This window comes from Mycobacterium sp. 852002-51057_SCH5723018 (assembly GCF_001667035.1).
In the GTDB taxonomy this organism is placed as follows: domain Bacteria; phylum Actinomycetota; class Actinomycetes; order Mycobacteriales; family Mycobacteriaceae; genus Mycobacterium.
On sequence record NZ_LZIR01000098.1, the window covers coordinates 1 to 26118 of the forward strand.

Annotated in this window: 21 protein-coding genes; 16 read left to right on the forward strand and 5 right to left on the reverse strand. The window is 70.0% G+C overall.

The window, feature by feature from the left end:
* Positions 1 to 214: 214 nt before the first annotated feature.
* A complete protein-coding gene (locus tag A5764_RS20710; protein WP_369807349.1) occupies positions 215 to 1426 on the reverse strand; it encodes a permease in 1212 nt (403 codons plus the stop codon).
* 336 nt (positions 1427 to 1762) lie between these two features.
* Here A5764_RS20710 and sepIVA point away from each other — a divergent pair, with 336 nt between their 5' ends.
* The 11 genes from sepIVA (at position 1763) to A5764_RS20765 (ending at position 15127) form a co-directional block, all read left to right on the forward strand.
* Positions 1763 to 2500 (forward strand): cell division protein SepIVA, encoded by a 738-nt coding sequence (sepIVA, locus tag A5764_RS20715; protein WP_067116430.1) that lies wholly within the window; start codon positions 1763 to 1765, stop codon positions 2498 to 2500.
* 39 nt (positions 2501 to 2539) lie between these two features.
* The gene (locus A5764_RS20720) at positions 2540 to 3124 is read left to right on the forward strand and encodes a DUF177 domain-containing protein (RefSeq protein WP_156664787.1); all 585 of its coding nucleotides are present in this window, start codon (positions 2540 to 2542) and stop codon (positions 3122 to 3124) included.
* Positions 3121 to 3834, forward strand: coding sequence for a ribonuclease III (gene rnc, locus A5764_RS20725; protein WP_067116434.1), 714 nt, complete (start codon positions 3121 to 3123; stop codon positions 3832 to 3834). Before A5764_RS20720 ends, rnc begins: the two co-directional genes overlap by 4 nt.
* 110 nt (positions 3835 to 3944) lie before the next feature.
* Positions 3945 to 4814: a DNA-formamidopyrimidine glycosylase gene (gene mutM / locus A5764_RS20730; protein ID WP_067116688.1), complete on the forward strand. Its 870-nt coding sequence runs from the start codon at positions 3945 to 3947 to the stop codon at positions 4812 to 4814.
* A gap of 66 nt (positions 4815 to 4880) precedes the next feature.
* Positions 4881 to 5294 carry an OsmC family protein gene (locus tag A5764_RS20735; protein WP_067116437.1) on the forward strand — a complete coding sequence of 138 codons (414 nt, stop codon included), beginning with the start codon at positions 4881 to 4883 and terminating at the stop codon, positions 5292 to 5294.
* Complete coding sequence (locus A5764_RS20740) at positions 5281 to 5562, forward strand: acylphosphatase (RefSeq protein WP_067116439.1); 282 nt, start codon at positions 5281 to 5283, stop codon at positions 5560 to 5562. The genes A5764_RS20735 and A5764_RS20740 overlap by 14 nt, the downstream gene beginning before the upstream one ends.
* Positions 5563 to 5726: 164 nt before the next feature.
* Positions 5727 to 9335: a chromosome segregation protein SMC gene (gene smc / locus A5764_RS20745; RefSeq protein ID WP_067116442.1), complete on the forward strand. Its 3609-nt coding sequence runs from the start codon at positions 5727 to 5729 to the stop codon at positions 9333 to 9335.
* A 46-nt stretch (positions 9336 to 9381) separates the two neighbouring features.
* Positions 9382 to 10719 (forward strand): signal recognition particle-docking protein FtsY, encoded by a 1338-nt coding sequence (gene ftsY, locus A5764_RS20750; protein ID WP_067116445.1) that lies wholly within the window; start codon positions 9382 to 9384, stop codon positions 10717 to 10719.
* A gap of 188 nt (positions 10720 to 10907) precedes the next feature.
* On the forward strand, positions 10908 to 12296 hold the full coding sequence (locus A5764_RS20755; RefSeq protein ID WP_067116690.1) for an ammonium transporter: 1389 nt from the start codon (positions 10908 to 10910) through the stop codon (positions 12294 to 12296).
* Positions 12293 to 12631, forward strand: a complete 339-nt coding sequence (gene glnB / locus A5764_RS20760; protein WP_067116449.1) for a nitrogen regulatory protein P-II — start codon at positions 12293 to 12295, stop codon at positions 12629 to 12631. The genes A5764_RS20755 and glnB overlap by 4 nt, the downstream gene beginning before the upstream one ends.
* Before the next feature lie 45 nt (positions 12632 to 12676).
* The gene (locus A5764_RS20765) at positions 12677 to 15127 is read left to right on the forward strand and encodes a [protein-PII] uridylyltransferase (RefSeq protein WP_082951828.1); all 2451 of its coding nucleotides are present in this window, start codon (positions 12677 to 12679) and stop codon (positions 15125 to 15127) included.
* Between the two features lie 117 nt (positions 15128 to 15244).
* On the opposite strand, the gene A5764_RS20770 is transcribed toward A5764_RS20765, so the two are convergent.
* Both A5764_RS20770 and A5764_RS20775 read right to left on the reverse strand, forming a co-directional pair.
* Positions 15245 to 16966 (reverse strand): DEAD/DEAH box helicase, encoded by a 1722-nt coding sequence (locus A5764_RS20770; RefSeq protein ID WP_067116451.1) that lies wholly within the window; start codon positions 16964 to 16966, stop codon positions 15245 to 15247.
* A gap of 100 nt (positions 16967 to 17066) precedes the next feature.
* Positions 17067 to 17861 carry an alpha/beta hydrolase gene (locus A5764_RS20775; RefSeq protein WP_067116454.1) on the reverse strand — a complete coding sequence of 265 codons (795 nt, stop codon included), beginning with the start codon at positions 17859 to 17861 and terminating at the stop codon, positions 17067 to 17069.
* 136 nt (positions 17862 to 17997) lie between these two features.
* Here A5764_RS20775 and ffh point away from each other — a divergent pair, with 136 nt between their 5' ends.
* From ffh to A5764_RS20800, 5 genes are all read left to right on the forward strand, one after another.
* A complete protein-coding gene (ffh, locus tag A5764_RS20780) occupies positions 17998 to 19572 on the forward strand; it encodes a signal recognition particle protein (protein WP_067116457.1) in 1575 nt (524 codons plus the stop codon).
* Positions 19559 to 20674, forward strand: coding sequence for an amidohydrolase family protein (locus A5764_RS20785; protein ID WP_231989773.1), 1116 nt, complete (start codon positions 19559 to 19561; stop codon positions 20672 to 20674). The genes ffh and A5764_RS20785 overlap by 14 nt, the downstream gene beginning before the upstream one ends.
* 38 nt (positions 20675 to 20712) lie before the next feature.
* Positions 20713 to 22332, forward strand: coding sequence for a serine/threonine-protein kinase (locus A5764_RS20790; RefSeq protein ID WP_067116463.1), 1620 nt, complete (start codon positions 20713 to 20715; stop codon positions 22330 to 22332).
* Between the two features lie 108 nt (positions 22333 to 22440).
* On the forward strand, positions 22441 to 24243 hold the full coding sequence (locus A5764_RS20795; RefSeq protein ID WP_067116466.1) for an amidohydrolase family protein: 1803 nt from the start codon (positions 22441 to 22443) through the stop codon (positions 24241 to 24243).
* A 1-nt stretch (position 24244) separates the two neighbouring features.
* Positions 24245 to 24859 carry a TetR/AcrR family transcriptional regulator gene (locus A5764_RS20800; RefSeq protein WP_067116469.1) on the forward strand — a complete coding sequence of 205 codons (615 nt, stop codon included), beginning with the start codon at positions 24245 to 24247 and terminating at the stop codon, positions 24857 to 24859.
* Here A5764_RS20800 and A5764_RS20805 read toward each other — a convergent pair.
* Entirely contained in the window at positions 24854 to 25741 is an 888-nt protein-coding gene (locus A5764_RS20805) for a D-alanyl-D-alanine carboxypeptidase family protein (protein WP_067116472.1), read from the reverse strand. The two genes, A5764_RS20800 and A5764_RS20805, sit on opposite strands and share 6 nt — an antisense overlap.
* 49 nt (positions 25742 to 25790) lie before the next feature.
* The gene (locus A5764_RS20810) at positions 25791 to 26075 is read right to left on the reverse strand and encodes a hypothetical protein (RefSeq protein ID WP_156664788.1); all 285 of its coding nucleotides are present in this window, start codon (positions 26073 to 26075) and stop codon (positions 25791 to 25793) included.
* Positions 26076 to 26118: the final 43 nt, after the last annotated feature.

A 26118-nucleotide genomic window follows, 5' to 3' on the forward strand; every position in this document is an offset into this window, starting at 1 on the left:
GCCCCCGGGACACTCTGGCGGGCGGGGGGGGTGCCGGCCCCCCCGGGCGGGGGGGGCGCCCGGCGGGGGGGGTTCCTCCCCCAGCCCGGGGCCCCCCTGGGGGCCCCCCGTCGATTCCAACGGTTCCAACGGGGTGTCGTGCGCGAAACCCGAGATCACCGAAGCAAAAAGCTGTCCAAGTGATCTCCGGGCAGCGCTGTGATTACCGTCAGCACTAGTGGCATTCGGGGGCCTGATCGTGGTGCCCGTTTCCGGGCGTGGGCGAGCCGCCCATCATGCGCGCCATCGGAATTCCCCCCGTGGTGACGAACCGGGCTATCAATATCGCCGCGACGACCAGGAACGCGATGTTGAGCCACGTGGTGTAGTTCCACGAGATCGCCGCTTCCATGACCGTCGTATTGCGCTGCTTCGGAACGAAACCGGCTGTGCCGAAGATAAATTCGACGAGGTAACCGGCGATGGCCATCGCCACGTAAAAGGTGCCCAGCAGCGTCAGCATCATCCTGGTGCCGTAGTACTTGCGATAGATGTTGAGGATCGGCAGGATCACCAGGTCGGCGTAGATGAACGCGATGACGCCGCCGAAGCTGATTCCCCCGTTCCATAGCACCGCGGCCAGCGGCACGTTGCCGATCGAGCACACGAAGGACACGATCGCCACGATCGGACCGACGAGCGGACCCCACACCGCAGACAAGCCGGGATGATCGGTCAAAAAGAAGCTGCGCCAGAAACTTTCGGGTACCCACGCCGCGATGGCGCCCGCGATCAACAAGCCCAGGACGAGGTCCCGCAGGATCGCCAACCACTCCATGACGAACACGTGCGACACCGAAGTAAGGCCCTGCGGGGAAAAGAGCCGTTGCCAAAATGACCCGTCCCCATTGATCGACATGTCCATGGCGGCATGGCCTTCCATCGAGCCGGCGATTCCCCGCTCGGCCTGTTCCCGGGCGGCCTCGACGAGCCGGGACCGCACGAACAGCCGGAATAGGAAAGCGAGCACCACGATCATCAGCGGGCCGCCGACGAATTCCGCGGCCGTGAACTGCCAGCCCATCAGCAGGGCCAGGATGATGCCCAACTCGATCACCAGGTTGGTGGAGCCGATCTCGAACGCCATCGCGGCGGTGAAGTTGGCGCCCTTGCGGAACAAAGAGCGCGCCAGGGCCACCGCGGCGTACGAGCACGACGACGATGCGGCTCCCAGCCCGGCCGACACCGCCAGTGTGCGCGGCCGGTCGTCGCCCATCAGGGACACGATCGTCGAGCGACGCACCACGGCCTGCACCACCGCCGACAGAGCGAAGCCCAGGATCAACGCCCATAGGATCTCCCACGTCATCGAGCCGGCCAGCCCCAAAGCATGACCGACCGCTGCCAGCACTTTCACCGAGTCCTCCGCTTCGCCGCGCTCGCCCACAAGCTATACCCCCGCGGGGTATGGGTCAAGCGCGCCCAACCCCGCGCGGCCACGACGCCCCCCGGCCGGCCATAGCAAAATCGATGGGGCGAGCGAAGCCCCCTTAGAATGGCTGCACAATCGGCGCGGGGACCGGCAAAGGAGGTGGACTCGGACAACCCCGCGCGGCGTCGGGACCGCGGCAAGGGCGTGAATCGGGCAAATCGATGGGGCGACGACCGGCGGTTCGGGGCGGCGAATGGCCGACACACCGGCCCGCCACCGTCGTCACAGCAGTAACAGCAGGCACACTGGTAACAACCAGGATTTTTTGAAAGACGCCAGGAGGGTATCGCCGTGTACCGAGTTTTTGAAGCGCTGGACGAATTGGGCGCCATCGTCGAAGAGGCCCGTGGCGTGCCGATGACGGCCGGCTGCGTCGTGCCCCGCGGCGACGTGCTGGAATTGATCGACGACATCAAGGACGCGATCCCCGGAGAGCTGGACGACGCCCAGGACGTGCTCGACGCCCGTGATTCGATGCTGCAGGACGCCAGGACCCACGCCGAGTCGATGGTGTCCTCGGCGACCACCGAGTCGGAGTCGATGCTCAACCACGCCCGCGCCGAGGCCGACCGGCTGCTTTCCGACGCCAAATCCCAGGCAGACCGGATGGTGAGCGAGGCGCGCCAGCACAGCGAGCGGATGGTCGGAGAGGCGCGCGAGGAGTCGATTCGCATCGCGACGGCGGCCAAACGCGAATACGAGGCCAGCATCAGCCGGGCCCAGGCCGAGGCCGACCGGCTGATCGAGAACGGGAACATCTCCTACGAGAAGGCCGTCCAGGAGGGCATCAAGGAGCAGCAGCGCCTGGTGTCACAGAACGAGGTGGTCCAGGCCGCCCACGCCGAGTCCACCCGCCTCATCGACACCGCGCACGCCGAGGCCGACCGGCTGCGCGGCGAGTGCGACATCTACGTCGACAACAAGCTCGCGGAGTTCGAGGAGTTCCTCAACGGCACGCTGCGGTCCGTGGGGCGCGGTCGCCACCAGCTCCGCACGGCGGCCGGCACGCACGACTACGCGACCCGCTAGCGCCTTTCCTTACGCGCCCGGCGCCGTAGGATTTCACCTATGACGCGGCAGCACAGCACCACCAAGCAGCGCCATCCGGCCTCGCCGATGAGGGTCGACATCGCCCGGCTCGGCCGGCGTCCGGGGGCGATGGTCACCCTGCGCAACACCGTGCCGAGCCCGTCGCGCATCGGGCTGCCGATGATCGCCATCGACAAGGGCGCCCCGCTGGAGATGGACTTGCGGGTCGAGTCGGTGTCCGAAGGCGTGCTGGTGACCGGGACTGTCGCGGCGCCCATCGTCGGCGAATGTGCCCGTTGCCTGACCGCGGTCAACGGTCACGTGCAGGTCGGGTTGACCGAACTGTTCGCCTACCCGGACAGCACGACCGAGGCGACCACCGAGGAAGACGAGGTCGGTCACATCGTCGATAACACCATCGACCTCGAGCAGTCCATCGTCGACGCCGTCGGGCTGGAGCTGCCGTTTTCGCCGGTGTGCAGCCCGGATTGCCCGGGCCTGTGCCCCGAATGCGGCGCCTCGCTGGCGGCCGAGCCCGGCCATCACCACGACCGCATCGACCCGCGCTGGGCCAAGTTGGCTGACCTGCTGCCGGACCCGGATACCCCGCGGGACCAGCGGTGACGTCGCGACAAACCCTGCTCGACGCGCTCGGGGTCGACCTGCCAGAGGAGCTGCTGTCACTGGCGCTGACGCACCGCAGCTACGCCTACGAGCACGGCGGGCTGCCGACCAACGAGCGGCTCGAATTTCTCGGCGACGCCGTCCTCGGGTTGACCATCACCGACGAGCTCTACCACCGTCATCCCGACCGTTCGGAGGGCGACCTGGCCAAGCTGCGGGCTAGCGTGGTCAACACCCAGGCGCTGGCCGACGTCGCACGGAAGCTGACCGACGAGGGGCTGGGCGTTCACCTGTTGCTCGGCCGCGGCGAGGCCAACACCGGCGGCGCGGACAAGTCGAGCATCCTGGCCGACGGCATGGAATCGCTGCTGGGCGCCATTTACCTGCAGCACGGGATCGACACGGCCCGCGAGGTGATCCTGCGCTTGTTCGGTCCGCTGCTGGACGCCGCGCCCACGCTGGGGGCGGGCCTGGACTGGAAGACCAGCCTGCAGGAGCTGACCGCGGCCCGCGGCATGGGCGCACCGTCCTACATGGTGAGTTCCACCGGACCGGACCACGACAAGGAATTCACCGCGGTGGTCGTCGTGATGGACACCGAATACGGGTCCGGGGTGGGCCGCTCCAAGAAGGAGGCCGAGCAAAAGGCCGCCGCAGCGACGTGGAAAGTGCTGGAGACGCTCGACACCGCGGGGAAAACTTCCGTCTGAATCGATGGTGATGACCCGCTGCGCCCGGCTTCGCCGCGCTTGCGATCATCACTGGATCGATGGTGATGACCCGCTGCGCCCGGCTTCGCCGCGCTTGCGATCATCACTGGATGCCCGAGCTGCCCGAAGTCGAGGTGGTGCGCCGCGGCTTGGACGCCCACGTGGTGGGCAAGACGATCACCGCGGTGCGGGTGCACCATCCCCGCGCGGTGCGCCGCCACGAGGCCGGGCCCGCGGACCTCACCGCCCGGCTGCTCGAGGCGAAGATCACCGGCACGGGTCGCCGCGGCAAGTACCTGTGGCTGCTGCTGGACGCCGACACGGCGCTCGTCATTCACCTCGGCATGAGCGGGCAGATGCTGCTCGGCGAGGTGCCGCGCGCCGACCACGTTCGCATCTCGGCGCTGCTCGATGACGGCACCGTGCTGAGCTTCGCCGACCAACGCACCTTCGGCGGGTGGATGCTGGCCGACCTGGTGGACGTGGACGGGAGCGTGGTGCCGGCGCCCGTCGCCCACCTGGCGCGCGACCCGCTGGATCCCCGGTTTGACGTGGACGCGGTGGTAAAAGCGTTGCGCCGCAAGCATTCCGAGCTGAAGCGGCAACTGCTCGATCAGCAGGTGGTGTCGGGGATCGGCAACATCTACGCCGACGAGGCGCTGTGGCGCGCCAAGCTGCACGGTGCGCGGATCGCCGCGACGCTGAGCCGCCGCCAGCTGACCGCCGTGCTGGAGGCCGCCGCGGACGTGATGCGCGACGCGCTGGCGCAGGGCGGGACGTCGTTCGACTCGCTGTATGTCAACGTCAACGGCGAGTCGGGGTACTTCGACCGGTCCCTGGACGCCTACGGTCGCGAAGGCAAACCCTGCCGGCGTTGCGGCGCGGTGATGCGCCGGGAGAAGTTCATGAACCGCTCGTCGTTCTACTGCCCGAGATGCCAGCCCCGGCCGCGGGCTTCGAGTGTGAGCTCAGGGCGTTGAGTGTGCGGACACGGTGGCGACACGCCGAGCCACGCCACCCAGGATTCACACCGGTAGAAATGAGCCATGACCGAACTGTGGGTGGAACGCACGGGATCCCGCCGCTACACCGGGTATAGCTCGCGCGGCGCGCAGGTACTCGTCGGCTCCGAGGACGTCGACGGGGTCTTCACGCCCGGCGAGCTGCTCAAGATCGCGCTCGCCGCCTGCAGCGGCATGTCCACTGACGAGCCGCTGGCCCGCCGGCTCGGCGAGGACTACAAGGCGGTGGTCAAAGTGTCTGGCCCCGCCGACCGCGAGCAGGAACGCTATCCGCTACTCGAGGAGACGCTCGAGCTGGACTTGTCCGGGCTCTCCGACGACGAGAAGCAACGCGTGCTGGTGGTGGTCAGCCGGGCCGTCGAGCTGGTCTGCACCGTCGGGCGCACGCTGCAGTCCGGGACGAAGGTCAACTTCGAGGTCGCCGATGTCGGAGCCTGACGTCCGGCTGACCGCCTGGGTGCACGGGAGGGTCCAGGGGGTCGGCTTCCGCTGGTGGACCCGCTGCCGTGCGCTGGAGCTCGGCCTCACCGGGTACGCGGCCAACCAGGCCGACGGCCGCGTGCTGGTGGTCGCGCAGGGACCGCGCGAGGCGGGCGAGAAACTGCTGCAGCTGTTGGACGGCGGCGACGCCCCCGGCCGGGTCGACAGGGTGGTCGCCGACTGGTCGCAGCCGCAGGAGCGGTTCGAGGGTTTCGTCGAGCGGTAGCGCCGGCGCTAGCAAGTCTCAGGAGCAACCAACGCCCCATCTCCAGTGACTGATGTGGCCGCTGTGGCCAGTGCGTCGGACTGTGAACGGCAAGCGAATTTCAGGCAGCCCGACACCCCTCGGTGCGCCGGGCGGGGCCGATTTGAGCGGTAGTCTGGCTGGCCGTGTACCTCAAGAGTCTGACGCTGAAGGGCTTCAAGTCCTTCGCATCGCCGACGACTCTGCGCTTCGAGCCCGGCATCACCGCCGTCGTCGGACCCAACGGGTCGGGCAAGTCCAACGTCGTCGACGCCCTGGCGTGGGTGATGGGGGAGCAGGGGGCAAAGACGCTGCGCGGCGGCAAGATGGAAGACGTCATCTTCGCCGGCACCTCCTCGCGGGCCCCGCTGGGCCGCGCCGAGGTCACCGTCACCATCGACAACTCCGACAACGCGCTGCCGATCGAGTACTCCGAGGTGTCGATCACCCGCCGGATGTTCCGCGACGGGGCCAGCGAATACGAAATCAACGGCGCCAGTTGCCGTTTGATGGATGTCCAGGAACTGCTGAGCGACTCCGGGATCGGCCGTGAGATGCACGTCATCGTCGGGCAGGGCAAGCTCGACGAGATCCTGCAGTCGCGGCCGGAGGACCGCCGCGCGTTCATCGAAGAGGCCGCGGGCGTGCTCAAGCACCGCAAGCGCAAGGAAAAGGCGCTGCGCAAACTCGACGCGATGCAGGCGAACCTGGCCCGGCTCAGCGACCTGACCACCGAACTGCGCCGCCAGCTCAAACCGTTGGGCCGTCAGGCCGAGGTTGCCCGGCGTGCGCAGACCATCCAGGCCGACCTGCGTGACGCCAAATTGCGGCTGGCCGCCGACGACCTGGTCAACCGGCAGACCGAGCGCGACGCGATCTTCGAGGCCGAGGCCACCCTGCGCCGTGAGCACGACGAGGCCGCCGCCCGCCTGGCGGTGGCCTCCGAGGAACTGACCGCGCACGAGACCGCGCTGGCCGACCTGTCTGTTCGGGCCGAATCCGTGCAACAGACCTGGTTCGGGTTGTCGGCCCTGGCCGAACGCGTGGGCGCCACGGTGCGCATCGCCAGCGAACGCGCCCAGCATCTCGACGTCGAGCCCGTGACCACCGGCGATACGGATCCAGACGCGCTGGAAGCCGAGGCCCAGCGGGTGGAAGCGGCCGAGCAGCAGCTGCTGGCGGAGCTGGCCGCGGCGCGCAACCGGCTGGACGCCGCCCGCGCCGATCTCGCCGAACGAGACCGCGAGGCCGCCGAGGCGGACCGGGCGCACCTGGCGGCGGTGCGGGCCGAGGCGGACCGGCGCGAGGGCCTGGCGCGGCTGGCCGGCCAGGTGGAGACCATGCGGGCGCGCGTCGAATCGATCGACGACAGCGTCGCGCGCCTGTCCGAGCGCATCGAGCAGGCCGCCACCCGGGCCCAGCAGACCCGGGCGGAATTCGAAACAGTGCAGGCCCGCGTCGCCGAGCTCGATCAGGGCGAGGTGGGCCTCGACGAGCACCACGAGCGGACCGTCGCCGCGCTGCGGCTGGCCGACGAACGCGTCGCCGAACTGCAGTCGGCCGAGCGGGGCGCCGAACGGGAAGTGGCGTCGCTGCGGGCCCGCATCGACGCCCTCTCGGTGGGGCTGGAGCGCAAGGACGGCGCGGCCTGGCTCACCGAAAACCGTGCTGGGGCAGGCCTTTTCGGGCCGATCGCCAAGCTGGTCAAGGTCCGGTCCGGGTACGAGGCGGCGCTGGCCGCAGTGCTCGGGTCGGCGGCCGACGCCCTGGCCGCCGAGAGTTTCGGCGCGGCCCGCTCGGCCGTCGCCGCGCTGAAGGAAGCCGACGGCGGCCGGGCGGCCCTGGTGTTGGGCGACTGGCCGGCCGAACCGCCCGCGCATGCCGCGGCGCTGCCCGACGGCGCGTTGTGGGCGCTCGACCTGGTCGAGGCGCCGCCGCGGCTGCGTGGCGCGATCATCGCCATGCTTTCGGGCGTCGCGGTGGTCGACCACCTGGGCGCCGCGCTGGACCTGGTGGCCGCCCGTCCCGAGTTGCGCGCCGTCACGCTCGACGGCGATCTCGTCGGCGCCGGCTGGGTCAGCGGGGGTTCCGACCGCAAGCTGTCGACGCTGGAGCTCACCTCCGAAATCGACCGGGCCGCCACCGAGCTGGCCGCCGCCGAGGCGCAGGTGGCTCAGCTGAGCGCGGCGCTGTCCGGGGCGCTGACCGAGCAGGCCGCCCGCCAGGATTCGGCCGAGCAGGCGCTGGCCGCCCTCAACGAGTCCGACACCGCGATCTCGGCGATGTACGAGCAGCTGGGCCGGATCGGGCAGGATGCCCGCGCTGCCGACGACGACTGGAGCCGGTTGCTGCACCAGCGCGAGGAGCTGGAGGCGGGGCGCGCGCAGACCGTCGAAGAGGTCACCGAGCTGGAAACCCGGCTGCGCAACGCCCAGGAGACCCGGCCGACAGACGCGGGCGAACCGGACCCGGCAATGGGGCGCCAGCAGATCGCCGCCGCGGCCGAAAACGCCCGGCGCGTCGAGGTGGAGGCCCGGCTCGCCGTGCGGACCGCCGAGGAGCGCGCCAACGCGGTGCGCGGGCGCGCTGACTCGCTGCGTCGCGCGGCCGCCGCCGAACGCGAGACGCGGCTGCGGGCCCAGCAGGCGCACGCGGCGCGGCTGCGCGCGGCCACGGTGGCCGCGGCGGTCGCCGACGCCGGGCGGCTGCTGGCGGCGCGGCTGGGCCGGGTGGTTGACGCGGCGTCGGCGATCCGCGACGCCCTGATCGCCGAGCGCCAGGAGCGTTCGGCGGCGATGGCTGCGGTGCGCGACGAGGTGAACGCGTTGGGCGCCCGGGTGGCCACGCTGACCGACGCGCTGCACCGCGACGAGGTGGCCAATGCCCAGGCGGCCCTGCGCATCGAGCAGCTCGAGCAGCTGGTGCTCGAGCAGTTCGGGATGGCGCCGGCCGACCTGGTCGCCGAGTACGGCCCTCAGGTCGCGCTGCCGCCGACCGAGCTGGAAATGACCGAATACTCCCAGGCCCGCGAGCGCGGCGAGCAGGTGTACGCGCCCGCCCCGATTCCTTACGACCGGGCCACCCAGGAGCGCCGCGCCAAGCGCGCCGAGCGCGAGCTCGCCGAGCTGGGCAGGGTCAATCCGCTCGCGCTCGAAGAGTTTGCCGCGCTGGAGGAGCGCTACAACTTCCTGTCCACCCAGCTCGAGGACGTCAAGGCTGCCCGCAAGGATCTGCTGGACGTCGTCGCCGACGTCGACGCCCGCATCCTGCAGGTGTTCAGCGACGCGTTCACCGACGTAGAACGCGAATTCCGGACGGTGTTCACGTCGCTGTTCCCCGGCGGCGAGGGCCGGCTGCGGCTGACCCAACCCGACGACATGCTGGCCACCGGCATCGAGGTGGAGGCCCGGCCGCCCGGCAAAAAGGTGACCCGGCTTTCGTTGCTGTCCGGCGGCGAAAAGGCGCTGACGGCGGTGGCGATGCTGGTGGCGATCTTCCGGGCCCGCCCTTCGCCGTTCTACATCATGGACGAGGTGGAGGCCGCGCTCGACGACACCAACCTGCGCCGCCTGATCGGCCTGTTCGAGCTGCTACGCGCCCAGTCGCAGATCATCATCATCACCCACCAGAAGCCGACGATGGAGGTCGCCGACGCGCTGTACGGCGTCACCATGCAGGGCGACGGCATCACCGCGGTGATCTCCCAGCGGATGCGCGGCCAGCAGGTGGAGCAGCTGGTGTCCAGCTCCATCTAACTAGGGCCGGTCAGACCGGCGCCGGGCCGCTTGAAAGAATGTCAGCGTGTCCCAAGGTCTTTGGATTGTCCTCGCGGTCCTGATCGTTCTAGCCACTCTGGTCGTCATCGCCGCGCTGGTCGGAGGCCTGGTGCGGTACCGACGGCGCCGGATCAGGCTGGCCCGGCCCGAGTCAAGCGCGCTCGACCGTTCCGGCGGTTACACCGCGTCGTCGGGCATCGCGTTCAGCCGAACCCCGACCGAAGATCGGCTCGACACCGCCGGGCTGCCGGGGGTAGGCGACGACGCTGCAGTTCCCCGGGACGCGCCGCGGCGCACGATCGCCGACGTTCAGCTGCCGGAACCCGAGACGATCGCGCCGCCGGAACCACCCACGGCGGTCCCACCGGCCCCGGCTCCCGCCGAGGTCGCCGAGACCTCCGTGGCCGCGGGGGCACCGTTGGCCGCCGAGATCGAGGCCATCGCCCCGCCCGACGGCCGGCTGGAGCGGCTGCGCGGCCGGCTGGCCCGCTCGCAGAACGCGCTCGGGCGCAGCGTGCTGGGCCTGCTCGGCGGCGGCGACCTGGACGAGGACTCCTGGCAGGACGTCGAGGACACGCTGCTGGTCGCCGACCTGGGTCCCGTGGTGACCGAGTCGGTGATCGCTCAGCTGCGCAGCCGGCTGGCCAGCGCCAACGTCCGCACCGAGGCCGACGCCAAGGCCGTGCTGCGCGACGTGCTGATCACCGAGCTGCATCCCGGCATGGACCGCTCGATCCGCGCCCTGCCGCACCCCGATCATCCCTCGGTGCTGCTGGTCGTCGGCGTGAACGGCACCGGCAAGACCACCACCGTCGGCAAGCTGGCGCGGGTGCTGGTGGCCGACGGGCGGCGCGTCGTGCTGGGCGCCGCCGACACGTTCCGGGCCGCGGCCGCCGATCAGCTGCAGACCTGGGCTTCGCGGGTGGGCGCCGAGGTGGTGCGCGGCGCCGAAGGCGCCGACCCGGCGTCGGTGGCGTTCGACGCCGTCGACAAGGGCATCGCGTGCGGCGCCGACGTCGTGGTCATCGACACCGCCGGACGGCTGCACACCAAGGTCGGGCTGATGGACGAGCTCGACAAGGTCAAGCGCGTGGTGACCCGGCGCGCCGAAGTCGACGAGGTGTTGCTGGTGCTCGACGCGACCATCGGGCAGAACGGGCTCGCCCAGGCCCGGGTGTTCGCCGACGTCGTCGACATCACCGGCGCGGTGTTGACCAAGCTGGACGGAACGGCCAAGGGCGGCATCGTTTTCCGCGTCCAGCAGGAGCTGGGGGTGCCAGTGAAACTGGTCGGTCTCGGCGAGGGCCCCGACGACCTGGCGCCCTTCGAACCCGCCGCCTTCGTGGACGCCCTGCTGGGCTGAACACCCCTTACAGGGCGCGCGCGACGTTAATAACGCCGAAACATGGCGGCCCCATTGCCGAAACAACAATTGAGCATGGTTCTCGCAGGCCACAGGCACCTGCCTGTCGGCCTGCGCATGCCGACCGGAGGTGAAAGCGAGTGAGTTTCCCGCAATTGGGCCAACCCGATACCGGCGATACCGCCTGGATGTTGGCAAGTTCCGCGCTGGTGCTGTTGATGACGCCCGGTCTTGCCTTCTTCTACGGCGGGATGGTCCGGACCAGAAGCGTGCTCAACATGATCATGATGAGCATCAGCGCGATGGGCGTGGTGACGGTGCTGTGGGTGCTGTACGGCTACTCGATGTCGTTTGGTGACGACAAAGGTGGCGTCGTCGGCAACCCGACCGACTACTGGGGCCTGGCCAAACTCATCGGCGGGAATGCCGTCAAGGCGGATCCGTCCAAGGGCACCGCTCAGGTCGACATCCCCCTGGCCGGCACCATGCCCGCCACCGTCTTCGTGGCCTTCCAGCTGATGTTCGCGATCATCACCGTCGCCCTGATCTCGGGCGCCGTGGCGGACCGGCTGAAGTTCACCGCGTGGCTGGTGTTCGCCGGACTATGGGCGACGCTGGTCTACTTCCCGGTCGCACACTGGGTCTTCGCGGCGGACGGATTCGCCTCGGAGCACGGCGGCTGGATCAACAACAAGCTGCACGCCATCGACTTCGCAGGTGGAACCGCGGTCCATATCAACTCCGGTGTGGCGGGCCTGATGCTGGCGATCGTGCTGGGCAAGCGCAGGGGCTGGCCGACGACGCTGTTCCGCCCGCACAACCTGCCGTTCGTGATGCTCGGCGCCGGGCTGCTGTGGTTCGGCTGGTTCGGGTTCAACGCCGGGTCGGCGACCAGCTCCAACGGCTCCGCCGGATCGACGTTCATGACGACCACGGTCGCCACGGCCACCGGCATGCTCGCGTGGCTGCTGACCGAGCGCATCCGCGACGGGAAACCCACGACGCTGGGAGCGGCGTCGGGCATTGTCGCCGGGCTGGTGGCCATCACCCCGTCGTGCTCGTCGGTCAACATCCTGGGCGCGATCGTGGTCGGCGCTGTGGCCGGCGTGGTGTGCGCGCTGGCGGTCGGTCTGAAATTCAAGTTGGGCTTCGACGACTCGCTCGACGTGGTCGGGGTGCACCTGGTCGGCGGCTTGGCGGGCACGCTGCTGGTCGGTCTGCTCGCCGCGCCGGAGAGCACGGCGATCAGCGGCGTGACCGGTGTGTCGAAGGGATTGTTCTATGGCGGCGGCTGGGCGCAGCTGGAGCGGCAGGCGGTCGGTGCGTTCGCCGTCCTCTTCTACTCCGGCATCGTCACTCTCATATTGGCCTTGATCCTGAAGTACACCATCGGGCTGCGGCTCAACCCCGAGGCGGAATCCACCGGTATCGATGAGGCTGAGCACGCTGAGAGCAGTTACGATTTTGGCGTGATCGGCGGGCAAGGGTCGGTTCTTCCGGCGGCGCGGATTCCCGTGGATGACCGTAACGGTCTCGACGACCGGATGGCCGACAAAGTGGAGGCAGAGCAGTCATGAAGCTAGTCACGGCGATCGTGAAGCCGTTCACCCTCGATGACGTCAAGACCAGCCTCGAGGAGGCGGGCGTCCTTGGGATGACGGTCAGCGAAGTCCAGGGCTACGGGCGGCAGAAGGGCCACACCGAGGTTTACCGCGGTGCGGAGTACTCCGTCGACTTCGTGCCGAAGGTCCGCATCGAGGTCGTCGTCGACGACTCGATCGTTGACAAGGTCGTGGACAGCATCGTCCGGGCGGCGCGCACCGGCAAGATCGGTGACGGCAAGGTCTGGGTCAGCCCCGTGGAAACCATTGTGCGAGTGCGCACCGGTGAACGCGGGACCGATGCGCTATGACGCTGATCGAAAATTGCTGAGCGAGCCCCGGCGGGCCGGGAGGGTATGAATCCAGACCCACCCGACCCGTCCGGGGATCTGACGGGAACGGAAAGCGCCGGCGCGGCAATCGATTTGGCTGCCGCCCGGCGCGCTCTGCTGTCCGATGGCGCCGGGCTGCACGCGGCGGAGCTGCGGCACGCGTGGCTGGATCTGCACCTATCGTGGTTGACCGCCAAGGCGGCCGAGATCGGGATCACCGATAGCAGTGGCTTCGCCGTCGTAGGGATCGGCGGGCTGGGGCGCCACGAGCTGCTGCCGTATTCCGATCTGGACCTGATGCTGTTGCACGACAACAAGTCTGACGACGAGCTGCAGCGGGTCGCCGACAAACTCTGGTATCCCTTGTGGGACGCCAACGTTCGGCTTGACCACAGCGTGCGAACCGTCGCCGGGGCGCTCGGTGTCGCCAACTCGGACCTGATCGCGGCTCTGGGCATGTTGGACTCGCGCCATGTCGCCGGCGATACGCGGCTGTCGGAGGAATTGATCACCGGCGCAAGAAGGCAGTGGCGCAGCGCGATTCGCTCACGAATGGACGAGCTCGTCGACATCACGAATGCCCGCTGGCGGCGCTGCGGCCGGATCTCGCAACGGGCCGAGCCCGATCTGAAATCCGGTCGCGGCGGGCTTCGCGATGTGCAACTGCTCGACGCGCTGGGGGTGGCACAGCTCATCGACCGGCACGGCATGGCCCGCCCGGAAGCGCCGGGGGGTTCACTGGATGACGCCTATCTGACGCTGCTCGACGTGCGCACCGAGCTGCACCGGGTGTCGGGCCGCGGGCGTGACCTGCTGCTGGCCCAATACGCCGACGAGATCAGCGCGGCCTTGCACTTGGGCGACCGGTTCGACCTATCGCGCAAGCTGTCCGGCGCCGGGCGCACCATCGCCTACCACGCCGAAGCCGGGCTGCGCACCGCCCAGAATGCGCTGCCCCGGCGGGGGGTGACAGCCTTGGTGCGCCGGCCCAAGCGGCGACCGCTCGACGAGGGCGTCGTCGAATATGCCGGCGAAATCGTGCTCGCCCGCGACGTCGCGCCCGAGACCGACGTCGGTCTGGTGCTGCGGGTGGCCGCCGCATCGGCCGGCACGGGGTTGCCCATCAGCGCCGGGACGCTGAACCGCCTGGCCGCCAGCGCACCCGACATGCCCACCCCGTGGCCCAGTGAGGCATTGGACGACCTGCTGGTGGTGCTGTCCGCCGGCCCCACCGCGGTGGCGACGATCGAAGCGCTCGACCGCACCGGGCTGTGGGGCCGGTTGTTGCCCGAATGGGCTGCCATCCGCGACTTGCCGCCCCGCGACATCGCGCACACGTGGACGGTGGACCGCCACGTGGTCGAGACCGCCGTCAACGCGGCGCCGCTGGCCACCCGCGTGGCGCGACCCGACCTGCTTGCGCTCGGCGCGCTGCTGCACGACATCGGCAAGGGCCGGGGCGTCGACCACAGCGTGCTGGGGGCGAAGATGACCCACGAAATCGGTCCCCGGCTGGGCGTCGCGCCCAAGGACGTCGAGCTGCTGTCCAAGCTGGTCCGCCACCACCTGCTGCTGCCGATCGTGGCCACCCGAAGCGATCTGAACGATCCCAAAACCATCGAGGGGGTATCGGAGGCCCTGGGCGGCGACCCGCTCGTGCTCGAGGTGTTGCACGCGCTGACCGAGGCGGACTCGAAGGCGACCGGGCCCGGGGTATGGAGCGAATGGAAGGCGTTGCTGATCGACGACCTGGTGCGGCGCTGCCGGATGGTGATGGCCGGTGAGCCGCTGCCGCAGGCGGATCCGACTGCGCCGCACTACCTTTCGCTGGCCGCCGACCACGGCGTGCACGTGGAGATCACGCCGGGTGACAGCGCGCGCACGTATCGCGTCGTCATGGTCGCCCCGGACCAACGGGGACTGGTGTCGAAGGCCGCCGCCGTGCTGGCGCTGAACTCGCTGCGGGTCCATTCGGCGACGGTGAACAGCGATGAAGGCGTCGCGATCACCGAATTCGTGGTGTCACCGCACTTCGGTTCCCCGGCCGCGGTCGAGCTGCTGCGCCAGCAGTTCGTCGGGGCGCTCGCCGGCGATATCGACGTCCTGGCCATGGTGGAGAAGCGTTCCGGCGAGGCCGCCGGTTCTCGCGCGGGGGAGGTGCAGGCGGGGGTCCCCGTGACGCGCTCGACCGCGCCGCCCCACATCGTGTGGCTCGACAGCGCCGCCGAAGGCCGGCTGATCTTGGAGGTCCGCGCCACGGACCGGCCCGGCCTGCTGGCGCTGCTGACCCGGGCGCTGGAGCGCGCCGGAGCCGACATCGGGTGGGCGAAGGTCCACACGTTCGGGTCGACGGCCGCCGACGTGTTCTGCGTCGAGCTGCCCACCGAGGTCCCCGAAGAGCGAGGGGCGCAGGCGGCGGTGGAAAAGCAGCTGCTGGCCGTGTTGGGCGAGCCCGGCGAGGTGACCTTCGGCTAGCGGTGATCGCAAGCGCGGCGTAGCCGGGCGCGGCGGGTCACCACCATTTGGGCTAGCGGTGATCGCAAGCGCGGCGTAGCCGGGCGCGGCGGGTCGCCACCATTTGAGCTAGACGGGCTAGGCCCATTTGGCCTGCTCGGAGTTCAGCTGGCGCAACGCCTCGATGCGGGCCTGGATCTGCTCGCGAGACGCCGCGGCGATCGGCGGGCCGCCGCAGCGGCGGCGAAGTTCGCTGTGAATCCAGCCGTGCGGTTTGCCGGTGCGGTGATGGGTGGCCGAGACCAGGGTGTTGAGCTCGCGCCGCAGCTCGCGCAGCTGGCCATGCATGGACGGCGCCGCAGCCGGGGCCCCGTGGCCCGCCCGGTCGTTAAGCAGAGCCCGCTTCCGGAGCTGTTCGTCCTGGCGCCGGTGTAGCAGGGCGCGCATCTGCTCGGCGTCGAGCAACCCGGGCAGACCGAGGTAGTCGGCCTCCTCGTCGCTTCCGGCCGGGGTGGCGGTGCCGAACGACGATCCGTCGAAGATGACCTGATCCAGCTCGGCGTCGGCCCCGAGCGCGGTGAAGGCCTTGTCGGTGTCGGTCTTCTCGGTTTGCGTCCGGACGGCCGGTTCGCCGTCCAGGGGGTCCTCGGCGTCGCGGTGCGGCTGACCGAGCACGTGGTTGCGCTGGGCCTCGAGCTCGCTGGCCAGCTGCAGCAGGGTGGGCACCGACGGGACGAAGATGCTCGCGGTTTCCCCGGGCCGGCGCGACCGCACGAACCGGCCGATGGCCTGCGCGAAGAACAGCGGCGTGGAGGCGCTGGTGGCGTAAATTCCGACCGACAACCGGGGCACGTCGACGCCCTCGGAGACCATGCGCACCGCGACCAGCCAGCGGCCGGTGCCCTCGGCGAACTCGGTGATGCGCGCCGACGAACCCGGATCGTCGGACAGCACGACCGTCGGCGCCTCGGAGGTCAGCCTTTTCAGCAGGGCCGCGTAGGCGCGCGCGGCCGTTCGGTCCGAAGCGATGATCATGCCGCCGGCGTCGGGCACGTGCGCCCGTTTTTGGCGTAGTCGCTCATCGGCGGCGGCGATCACCGCCGGCATCCACTCGCCTGCCGGGTCCAGCGCCGTGCGCCACGCCCGCGCGGTCTGCTCGGCCGACAGCGGCTCGCCCAGTCGCGCGGTGTGCTCCTCGCCGGCGCTGTCCCGCCAGCGCGCCTCACCGGAGTAGGCGAGGAAGACCACCGGCCGGACCACGCCGTCGGCCAGCGCCTCGGCGTAGCCGTAGGTGTGATCGGCCCGCGACCGCAGCACCCCGTCGGCGCCGCCCTCGTAGGTGACGAACGGGATCGGGCTGTCGTCGCTGCGAAAGGGCGTGCCCGTCAAGGCAAGTCGGCGCGTCGCGTCGCTGAAGGCCTCGCGGATGGCCTCGCCCCAGGTCTTGGCGTCGCCGCCGTGATGGATCTCGTCGAAGATGACCAGCGTCTTGCGCTGCTCGGTGCGCACCCGGTGCAGCGTCGGATGCGCGGCGACCTGGGCGTAGGTGACCATCACGCCGTGGTATTCCGGTGACGTCTGGGGGCTGGTGTTGGAGAATCTCGGATCCAGGGCCAGGCCGTGCCGCTGGGCCGCCAGCGCCCACTGGATCTTGAGGTGCTCGGTGGGCACCACGACCGTGATCTGATCGACGGCTCGCTGGCCGAGCAGTTCGGCCGCCACGCGGAGCGCAAGCGTCGTCTTCCCGGAACCCGGGGTGGCCACCGCGAGGAAGTCGCGCGGCTGGGCGGCGAGGTAGCGCACCAGCGCCCGGCGCTGCCAGCCCCGCAACGGCAGGCCCATGTCGCTGCCCGACTGCATCGACTTGGGCTCCCCCCGTAGTAGCGTCTCCGACGCGGCCGGCTCCGTTGAGTGGCGGCGGTAAAATGTAGCACGCCAATGCTTTTCGGTGCAGCAGCGACTAGCGTGCGTGGCTCGCCAGGTCGCGGGCGCTCAGCCACTCGTCGATTCGCCTGGCGACGTCAGCCCATCCGGGCTCGAGCATCATGTTGTGTCCCATGGAGAAGAATTCGGGCCGCGTCCGGTAGGCACGCGCCGTGGCGCGCACCGCGCCCACGCTGACGAAGCCGTCGTGCACGGCGCCGAGGACCAGCATCGGGGTCGTCACCTGCCGGGTTTTGACCCGGCGGAACATCGGCTCGGTCATCGCCGCGCGGATGCTCTCGGCCCCGGCGCGTTCCCAGCAGGATTCGACGATGGCCTCGGGCGTGTCGGCGCAGAAGAGGTATTGGCGGGCGAGCGCCGAGGAGCTGAGGAATTTGACCAAGGTGGGGTCGTTGAACGACTTCACCGTCATCTGCGGGCGGCGGCGCCAGACGCGCAGCGCCGTCCCGAGCACCCCGGACGGCGGCAGGGAGCCCACCAGGACCGCGGCCGGGGCGGTTCGGTCCTCGAGATAGCGCTGGAGCACGTAGCCGCCGAGGGAATGGCCGATCAGCACGGCCGCGCCCCCCAGCTCGTCGACCACCGAACGCACGTCGTCGATGTAGTCGGCGACGGAAACCTTCGGCAATGGCTTGTCGGTGGGGCTGGTGCCATGCCCGCGCAGGCTCATCGCGGCGGCGCGATAGCCGGCGTCGGCGAAATAGTCGAGGAAGTTCTCCCAGCACCACGCGGCATGCCAACCGCCGTGGACGAAGAGCAGCGGCACGGCATGCGCGTCGCTACGCGACCCCTTCTCGATCACCTCGAGCATGAGCTAACCCCTCTTCGCTATCGGCCTCGCCGAAACATAAACGACAGCGACGCTCGTCGGCGTGTCTTGTGCGCGATTTATGTGTCGCGGAGCCCGCGCTGGCTAAGCGGCTCGCCGGCACCACTAGGCTGGCGGGGTGTTTGAATCGCTGTCTGACCGGTTGACCGGTGCCCTACAGGGACTGCGCGGCAAGGGTCGACTGACCGACGCCGATATCGAGGCCACCACCCGCGAGATCCGGCTGGCGCTGCTGGAAGCCGACGTTTCGCTGCCCGTGGTGCGCGCGTTCGTCGGCCGGATCAAGGACCGCGCCAGGGGCGCCGAGGTCTCGGGTGCGCTGAACCCGGCCCAACAGGTCGTCAAGATCGTCAACGAGGAACTCATCGGCATCCTCGGCGGTGAGACCCGTCAGCTCGCCTTCGCGAAGACCCCGCCGACGGTCGTGATGCTCGCCGGCCTGCAGGGTTCCGGTAAGACCACGCTGGCCGGCAAGCTGGCCGCCTGGCTACGCGGCCAGGGGCACACGCCGCTGCTGGTGGCCTGCGACCTGCAGCGGCCCGCCGCGGTCAACCAGCTGCAGGTCGTCGGCGAGCGCGCCGGGGTGCCGGTGTTCGCGCCGCATCCGGGCGCTGGGGCACCGGGGCCCGACCCCGGGCCCCCAGACCCGGTGGCCGTCGCCGCGGCGGGGCTTGCCGAGGCGCGCGCCAAGCACTTCGACGTCGTCATCGTCGACACCGCCGGCCGGCTGGGCATCGACGAGGAGCTGATGGCACAGGCCGCGGCCATCCGCGACGCCGTCAACCCCGACGAGGTCTTGTTCGTCCTGGACGCGATGATCGGCCAGGACGCCGTCACCACCGCCGAGGCGTTCGGCCAGGGCGTCGGCTTCACCGGCGTGGTGTTGACCAAGCTCGACGGCGACGCCCGCGGCGGCGCGGCGCTCTCGGTCCGCGAGGTGACCGGCGTGCCAATCCTTTTCGCCTCCAGCGGCGAGAAGCTGGAGGACTTCGACGTCTTCCACCCCGACCGGATGGCCGGCCGCATCCTGGGCATGGGCGACGTGCTGACGCTGATCGAGCAGGCCGAGCAGGTCTTCGACGCCCAGCGCGCCGAGGAGGCCGCCGCCAAGATCGGCACCGGCGAGCTGACACTCGAGGACTTCCTCGAACAGATGCTCGCCATCCGCAAGATGGGTCCGATCGGCAACCTGCTGGGCATGCTGCCCGGCGCCGGCCAGATGAAGGACGCGCTGGCCCAGGTCGACGACAAGCAACTCGACCGGCTGCAGGCCATCATCCGGGGGATGACGCCCGCGGAGCGAGCCGACCCGAAGATCATCAACGCGTCGCGCCGGCTGCGCATCGCCAACGGCTCGGGGGTGACGGTGTCGGAGGTCAACCAGCTGGTCGACCGCTTCTTCGAGGCCCGCAAGATGATGTCGTCGATGATGGGATCGATGGGCCTGCCCGGGTTTGGCCGCAAGTCCTCCTCGCGCAAAGCCAAAGGCGCGAAGGGCAAGAAGGGCAAGAAGGGCGCCCGCGGCCCGACGCCACCGAAGGCTCGCAATCCGCTCGGCGCGGGGATGCCGGGCATGCCGGCGGGGTTCCCGGACCTGTCGCAGATGCCCGAAGGCCTCAACGAACTGCCGCCCGGGCTGGCCGACTTCGACCTGTCCAAGCTCAAGTTCCCGGGCAACCCTGGAAGAAACTAGCCGCACGGTGCGCCTGCATGTGCGAGGTCGGGCGCTGCCCGACGGAACCGAGATCGAGCTGTGGATCGTCGACGGCCGCATCAGCCCCGAACCGGTCGCGGGGGCCGACACCGTTTTTGGCTCATCTGGTTTTCAAGGCTGGATCCTGCCCGGGCTGGTCGACGCCCACTGCCACGTCGGGCTCGGCGACCACGGCGAGATCCCGCTGGACGAGGCGATCGCCCAGGCCGAGACCGAACGCGACGTGGGCGCGCTGCTGTTGCGGGACTGCGGTTCACCGACCGACACCCGCAGCCTCGACGACCACGACGACCTGCCCCGCATCATCCGCGCCGGAACGCACCTGGCCCGGCCCAAGCGGTACTCACCGGGCTTCTCCCGCGAGCTCGACGACGAATCCCAACTGCCTGCCGCCGTCGCAGAGGAGGCGAAGCGCGGCGACGGCTGGGTCAAGCTGGTCGGCGACTGGATCGACCGCAGCGTCGGCGACCTGGCGCCGCTGTGGTCCGACGAGGTGCTCAAGGCCGCCATCGACACCGCGCACGCCCACGGCGCCCGCGTCACCGCCCACGTGTTCAGCGAGGACGCGCTGCCCGGCCTGATCAACGCCGGCATCGACTGCATCGAGCACGGCACCGGGCTCACCGACGACACCATCGCCCTGATGGTCGAGCACAAGACCGCGCTGGTGCCCACGCTGGTCAACATCACCGAGAACTTTCCGGGCATCGCCGAGGCCGCGGCGCGCTACCCGACCTACGCCGCCCACATGCGCGACCTGTACGCGCGCAGCGCGGAGCGGATCGCCGCCGCGCGCGATGCCGGCGTGCCCCTGTATGCCGGCAGCGACGCCGGCAGCATGGTCGTCCACGGGCGGATCGCCGACGAGGTCGAGGCCCTCAAGGGCATCGGGATGAGCCCGACGGAGGCGCTGGGCGCGGCGTGCTGGGATGCCCGCCGCTGGCTGGGCCGGCCCTGCCTGGAATACGGCGCGTCGGCCGACCTGTTGTGCTACTCGCAGGACCCGCGGTTGGGTCCCGCGGTGCTGAACCGGCCGGATCTTGTGATACTGCGCGGCAAGGTCTTTCGGCCGCAGGCTTAGACGGGCGCGGCGTCGCGATCGCGGATAGGATTGCTCGAATGGCGTTGGCCAGCGGCGCGACGTTTGCCGGATGCATCGTCGCGCGGAGGCTGGGTTCTGGAGGGACCGGTGCGGTCTACCTCGTCCAGGACCCCCGATCGTCGCGCTGGCAGGCGCTGAAGGTTCTTTCGCCTGCGCTTTCCGCGGACGGCGAATTCCGACGGCGATTCCTGGCCGAGGCACCGATCGCGGCAAATCTTTGCCACCCGCACATCGTCGGGGGGAGTGACCGCGGCGAATTCGACGACCAGCTGTACGTGGTCATGGACTACGTCGATGGGATCAACGCCGCGCGGCTCATCACCGATCGATTCCCGGCGGTTGCACCGGTGGGCGACGTGCTTTCCATCGTGACGGCCGTCGCGGGAGCCCTCGACTACGCCCACCACCGCGGAGTGCTGCACGGCGACGTCAAGCCGGCCAACATCTTGTTGCCGGACTGGGGGGAGCGCGAGCAGCGGATCCTGTTGTCCGACTTCGGGATAGCCCGCCAGGCCGGCACGTTCGGCTACGCCGCGCCCGAACGATTGCTGGGCGCAGACGCCGACGGGCGCGCCGACCAGTATGGGCTGGCGGCCACCGCCTTTCACCTGTTGACCGGTGCGCCGCCGCCGTTCGACGATGGGCCGCCCAGGCTCAGCGACCAACGTCCGGAGCTGGCGCGCCTGGACGGTGTGTTCGCCCGGGCGCTTGCGGAACGACCGGCCGATCGGTTCGAGACCTGCGGCGACTTCGCCGAGGCGGCCAACGAGCAAGCGGGCGTCGCCGGCGGCGACCACAGTCCCGAACCCGTCTTGGTGGCCGAAAATCAGGCCTACGCTTGGCCCTCCCGGGAGGACATCGACGACCGCAGGGTCGCCGCCAAGGTCCGGCGCGCGCTCAGTCGACCCGTGTCCCAAGGCGTTTCGGTGGCGCCCGCCCACCCGCGGGTGCCCGCGGTGCGCGCGCCGAGGGGGCGGCGCCGGCGCAAAATCCTGCTGGGCGCCGCGGCGGTCGCGGTCGTCGTCGCGCTGTTCGCCGTGGCCCTCGTCGCCGGCCGCAAGGCCGGCACCACCGCTGGCCCGGCCGCCCGGCCGACGACGAGCCCGACGGAGGCGCCCGGCGGTGCGGTCGCCCCGCCGGTTCCGCCGGTCCCGCTCCAGGGCACCTACCGCCTCGAGGTGCAGCGCACCCAGCAGACGTTCGACTCCCAGCCCGATCCTCAGCCGCCCGACGTGACCACCTGGTGGGCCTTCCGGTCGTCCTGCGCGCCCGGCTCGTGCGCGGCCGTCGGCGTGCTGCTGGACGACACCGAACACGCACGGCCGCAGTCGCCCGGCGGCCAGTCCGTCGTGCTGGACTTCCGCGAGGGTCGTTGGCTCTCCCGGCCGGAACAGTCGACGTTCCCCTGCGTCGGACGCAACGGGGTGGAAGCGACGCACGCCACCACGCAGGTGCTGTCGCTGCGACCCCGGCCCCAAGGGGAGTTGGTGGGCGAGCTGACGGTCACCGCGCAAAGCGACGAGTGCGGCCAGCGCGGGGCGGTCTTGCGGGCGCCGGCGGTGGCCAGCCGCAGCGGCGACACACCGCCGGACGTCGTGGTGCCCGACCCGGCCGCACCGGTCGGGCCCGCTCGCTGAGCTGGCTGACCAGCACTTTGCATGAACCGACGCGTGCAAAGCAAAAGATTGCGAGTACTTGCTATCTTGGTTAGGCTCGTGGCTACCCAATGACGTGGAGGAAAAACGGTGGCCTACGACGTGATCATTCGCCAGGGATTGTGGTTCGACGGGACCGGCGGTGCGCCGAAGACCCGCACGCTCGGCATCCGCGACGGCGTGGTCGCCGCGGTCGCGGGACCTTCCGACGGGCCGCTGGACGAGACCGGTTGCCCCGACGTCATCGACGCCGCCGGCAAGTGGATCGTTCCCGGCTTCATCGACGTGCACACCCACTACGACGCCGAGGTGCTGCTGGACCCGGGGCTGCGCGAGTCGGTGCGCCACGGTGTCACCACGTTGCTGCTGGGCAACTGCTCGCTGTCGACGGTCTACGCCGCGGCCGAGGACGCCGCCGACCTGTTCAGCCGGGTCGAGGCCGTGCCGCGCGAATACGTCCATGGCGCTTTGCAATCCAACAAGACGTGGTCCACGGCCGCCGAATACATCGAGGCGATCGACTCCCTGCCGCTCGGGCCCAATATCGGTTCGCTGGTTGGCCATTCGGACCTGCGGACCGCGGTGCTCGGACTCGATCGCGCCACCGACCCCACCGTCGAGCCCACCGGCGCCGAACTGGAGAAGATGGCCGCATTGCTCGACGAGGCGCTCGAGGCCGGGATGCTGGGCATGTCCGGGATGGACGCGGCCATCGACAAGCTCGACGGCGACCGGTTCCGGTCGCGCGCGCTGCCGTCCACCTTCGCGACGTGGCGAGAGCGGCGCCGGCTGATCAAGGTGCTGCGCAAGCGCCGCCGCATCCTGCAGAGCGCCCCCGACGTGGACAACCCGACGTCCGGGCTGCTGTTCTTCCTGGCCAGCAGCCGGATGTTGGGGTGGCGCAACGGGGTTCGGATGAGCCTACTGGTGTCGGCCGACGCCAAGTCGATGCCGCTGGCCGTGCACACCTTCGGGCTCGGCACCCGCCTGCTGAACAAGATCCTGGGCTCCCAGGTGCGGTTCCAGCACCTGCCGGTGCCCTTCGAGCTGTACTCCGACGGGATCGACCTGCCGGTCTTCGAAGAGTTCGGCGCGGGAACTGCCGCCCTGCACCTGCGCGACCAGCTGCAGCGCAACGAGCTGCTGGCCGACGAGGGCTACCGCCGGCGGTTCCGGCGCGAGTTCGACCGCGTCAAGCTGGGACCGTCGTTGTGGCACCGCGACTTCCACGACGCCGTCATCGTCGAATGCCCGGATTCCTCGTTGATCGGCAAGAGCTTTGGCGCGATCGCCGACCAGCGCGGGCTGCACCCGCTCGACGCCTTCCTCGACGTGCTCGTCGAAAACGGAGAGCGCAACGTCCGGTGGACGACCATCGTGGCCAACCACCGGCCCAAGCAACTGAACAAGCTCGCCACCGAGCCGAGCATCCACATGGGCTTCTCGGACGCCGGCGCGCACCTGCGCAACATGGCCTTTTACAACTTCCCGTTGAAGCTGCTCAAGCGCGCCCGCGACGCGCACCGTGCCGGCGCGCCGTTCCTGTCCACCGAACGCGCGGTGCATCGGCTGACCGGGGAGCTGGCGGAATGGTTCGGCATCGACGCCGGCACCTTGCGGGAGGGCGATCGGGCGGACTTCGTCGTGATCGACCCGGCCGGCCTCGACGAGTCGGTAAACGGCTACTACGAGGAAGAGGTGCCGTTCTACGGCGGCCTGCGGCGCATGGTCAATCGCAACGACCACGCCGTCGTCGCGACCGGCGTCGGTGGCGCCGTCGTCTTCCGCGGGGGCCACTTCCGGGACGGCTACGGCGACACCGTGAAGTCGGGCCGGTACCTGCGGGCGGGCGAGCGGCACCGGGGCCGCAGCGCCGTCAAAGTCGGCACCTGACATGGCCCGAACTCAGCAGCAGCGTCGCGAGGAGACCGTCGGGCGGCTCCTCGAGGCCTGCATCGCCACCATCGTCGAGGTCGGCTACGCGCGAGCGTCGGCCGCCATGATCACCAAGCGCGCCGGGGTGTCCGTCGGCGCCCTGTTCCGCCACTTCGAAACCATGGGCGACTTCATGACGGCCACGGCGTCGGAGGTGTTGCGCCGCCAGCTGGAGTCGTTCACCAAGCGGGTCACCGAAATACCAGCAATGCCGGCCTCCCGGCCGGCGCTGGAGGCGGCGCTGGCCATCCTGCGCGACATCACCAGCGGCCCCACCAACGCCGTCCTCTACGAGCTGTTGGTCGCCGCGCGCACCGACGAAAAGCTCAGGGAGACTTTGCAACACGAGCTCGGGCAGTACTCGGCGAAGATCCACGAGGCCGCCCGCGCGCTGCCCGGCGCCGAGGGCTTCCCGGCGGAGACGTTCCCGGTCGTCGTGGCGTTGTTGACCAACGTGTTCGACGGGGCAGCCGTGGTGGAAAGCGTGCTGCCGCAGCCCGAGATCGCCGAGCGGCGGATTCCGGTCCTGACGGCGCTGCTGACGGCGGCACTGCCGAGCACGGCTGAGCTATAGCGAGCCGATACTCGTCTCGGGATTGAGGGCGAAACCCCAGTCGAACAGGCTGCCGGCCTGGTCCCAGTAGCTCGGACCGCCCCCCTTGACCAGCCCGTACATCATCGCGATCACCAGCCGGCGGCCACCGCGAGCGGCAGCGCCGACGAACGTCTTGCGGGCCGCGTTGGTGAAGCCCGTCTTGCCGCCGATGGCGCCGGGGTAGCGCGCTAACAGCTCGTCCTGGTTGGTAATCGGGTGATCGCCGCTATCGCCGGGGAACATCGCCGACGGCTCGGCGGTGATCTGTGCGAACACCGGGTTGGCCATCGCGGCCCGGAAGATCACGGCCAGGTCGTGCGCCGTCGACGCCCCCGAACCGCCAGGCCCGTCCAGCCCGGACGGGGTCGCGGCCTGGGTGCTCGTCGCCCCCAGGGACGCGGCCTTGGCGTTCATCTTGGCCACCGTGGCGTCGGCGCCGCCCAGCAGGTGCGCCAGCGTGTTGGCGGCGTCGTTGCCCGAGACCAGCAACAGTGCGTCCAGCAGCTGGCGGGCGGTGTAGGTGCGACCCGGCTTGATGCCTACGCAGTTGCACTCGACCTGGGTGTCGGAGACGTCGGCGACGACGGTGGAGTCCAGGCTGACCTCGTCCAGGGCCACCAGCGCCAACAGCACCTTGATGGTGCTCGCCGGCGGGTGGGGCACGTTCTGGTCGCGACCGGCCAGCACCTGGCCGCTGTCGAGGTCGGCGACGATCCAGGTCTGGGCCGGACCGTCGGGAATGGGGACCGAGCCGGCGGGCTGCGCACTGTCGGCGCGGGAAGCGGGGGCGGTTGCCACGCCGACGGTGGCGCTGGCGCCGAACGCCAGCGCGGCGGCGAGGGCGGCCATGAGCTTTCGCATGGGCGCACAGTTTAACTTCCGCACCCGCGTGACGACTACGTCGAGGCCGCTACCGCCAGGGCATGTCCCGCCAGGAGTAGAAGGCGCCGGTGCCGATGTCGTGGACGCCGTAATAGTCCCAGAAGAAGTCGTGGCAGACATTGCCGTCCCACGGGACGGGCCTGCCAGCCGGGTTGGGGTCGCCCGGGCACCAGTGCTGGCAGGATTTTCCGGCCGGGCACGGGTCGGCCTGCGCGGAAGGCGCGGCCAGCGCCGAGCCGCCGAACATCAGCAGCGTCGTCGCCAATCCCGCGATCACAGCTTTCCTCGGCCGGAATCGTCGCGCTCGGTTCACGTGGGGCTCCTTCGTTGCTGGCGGTCCAGAGGCAAGTCAACCC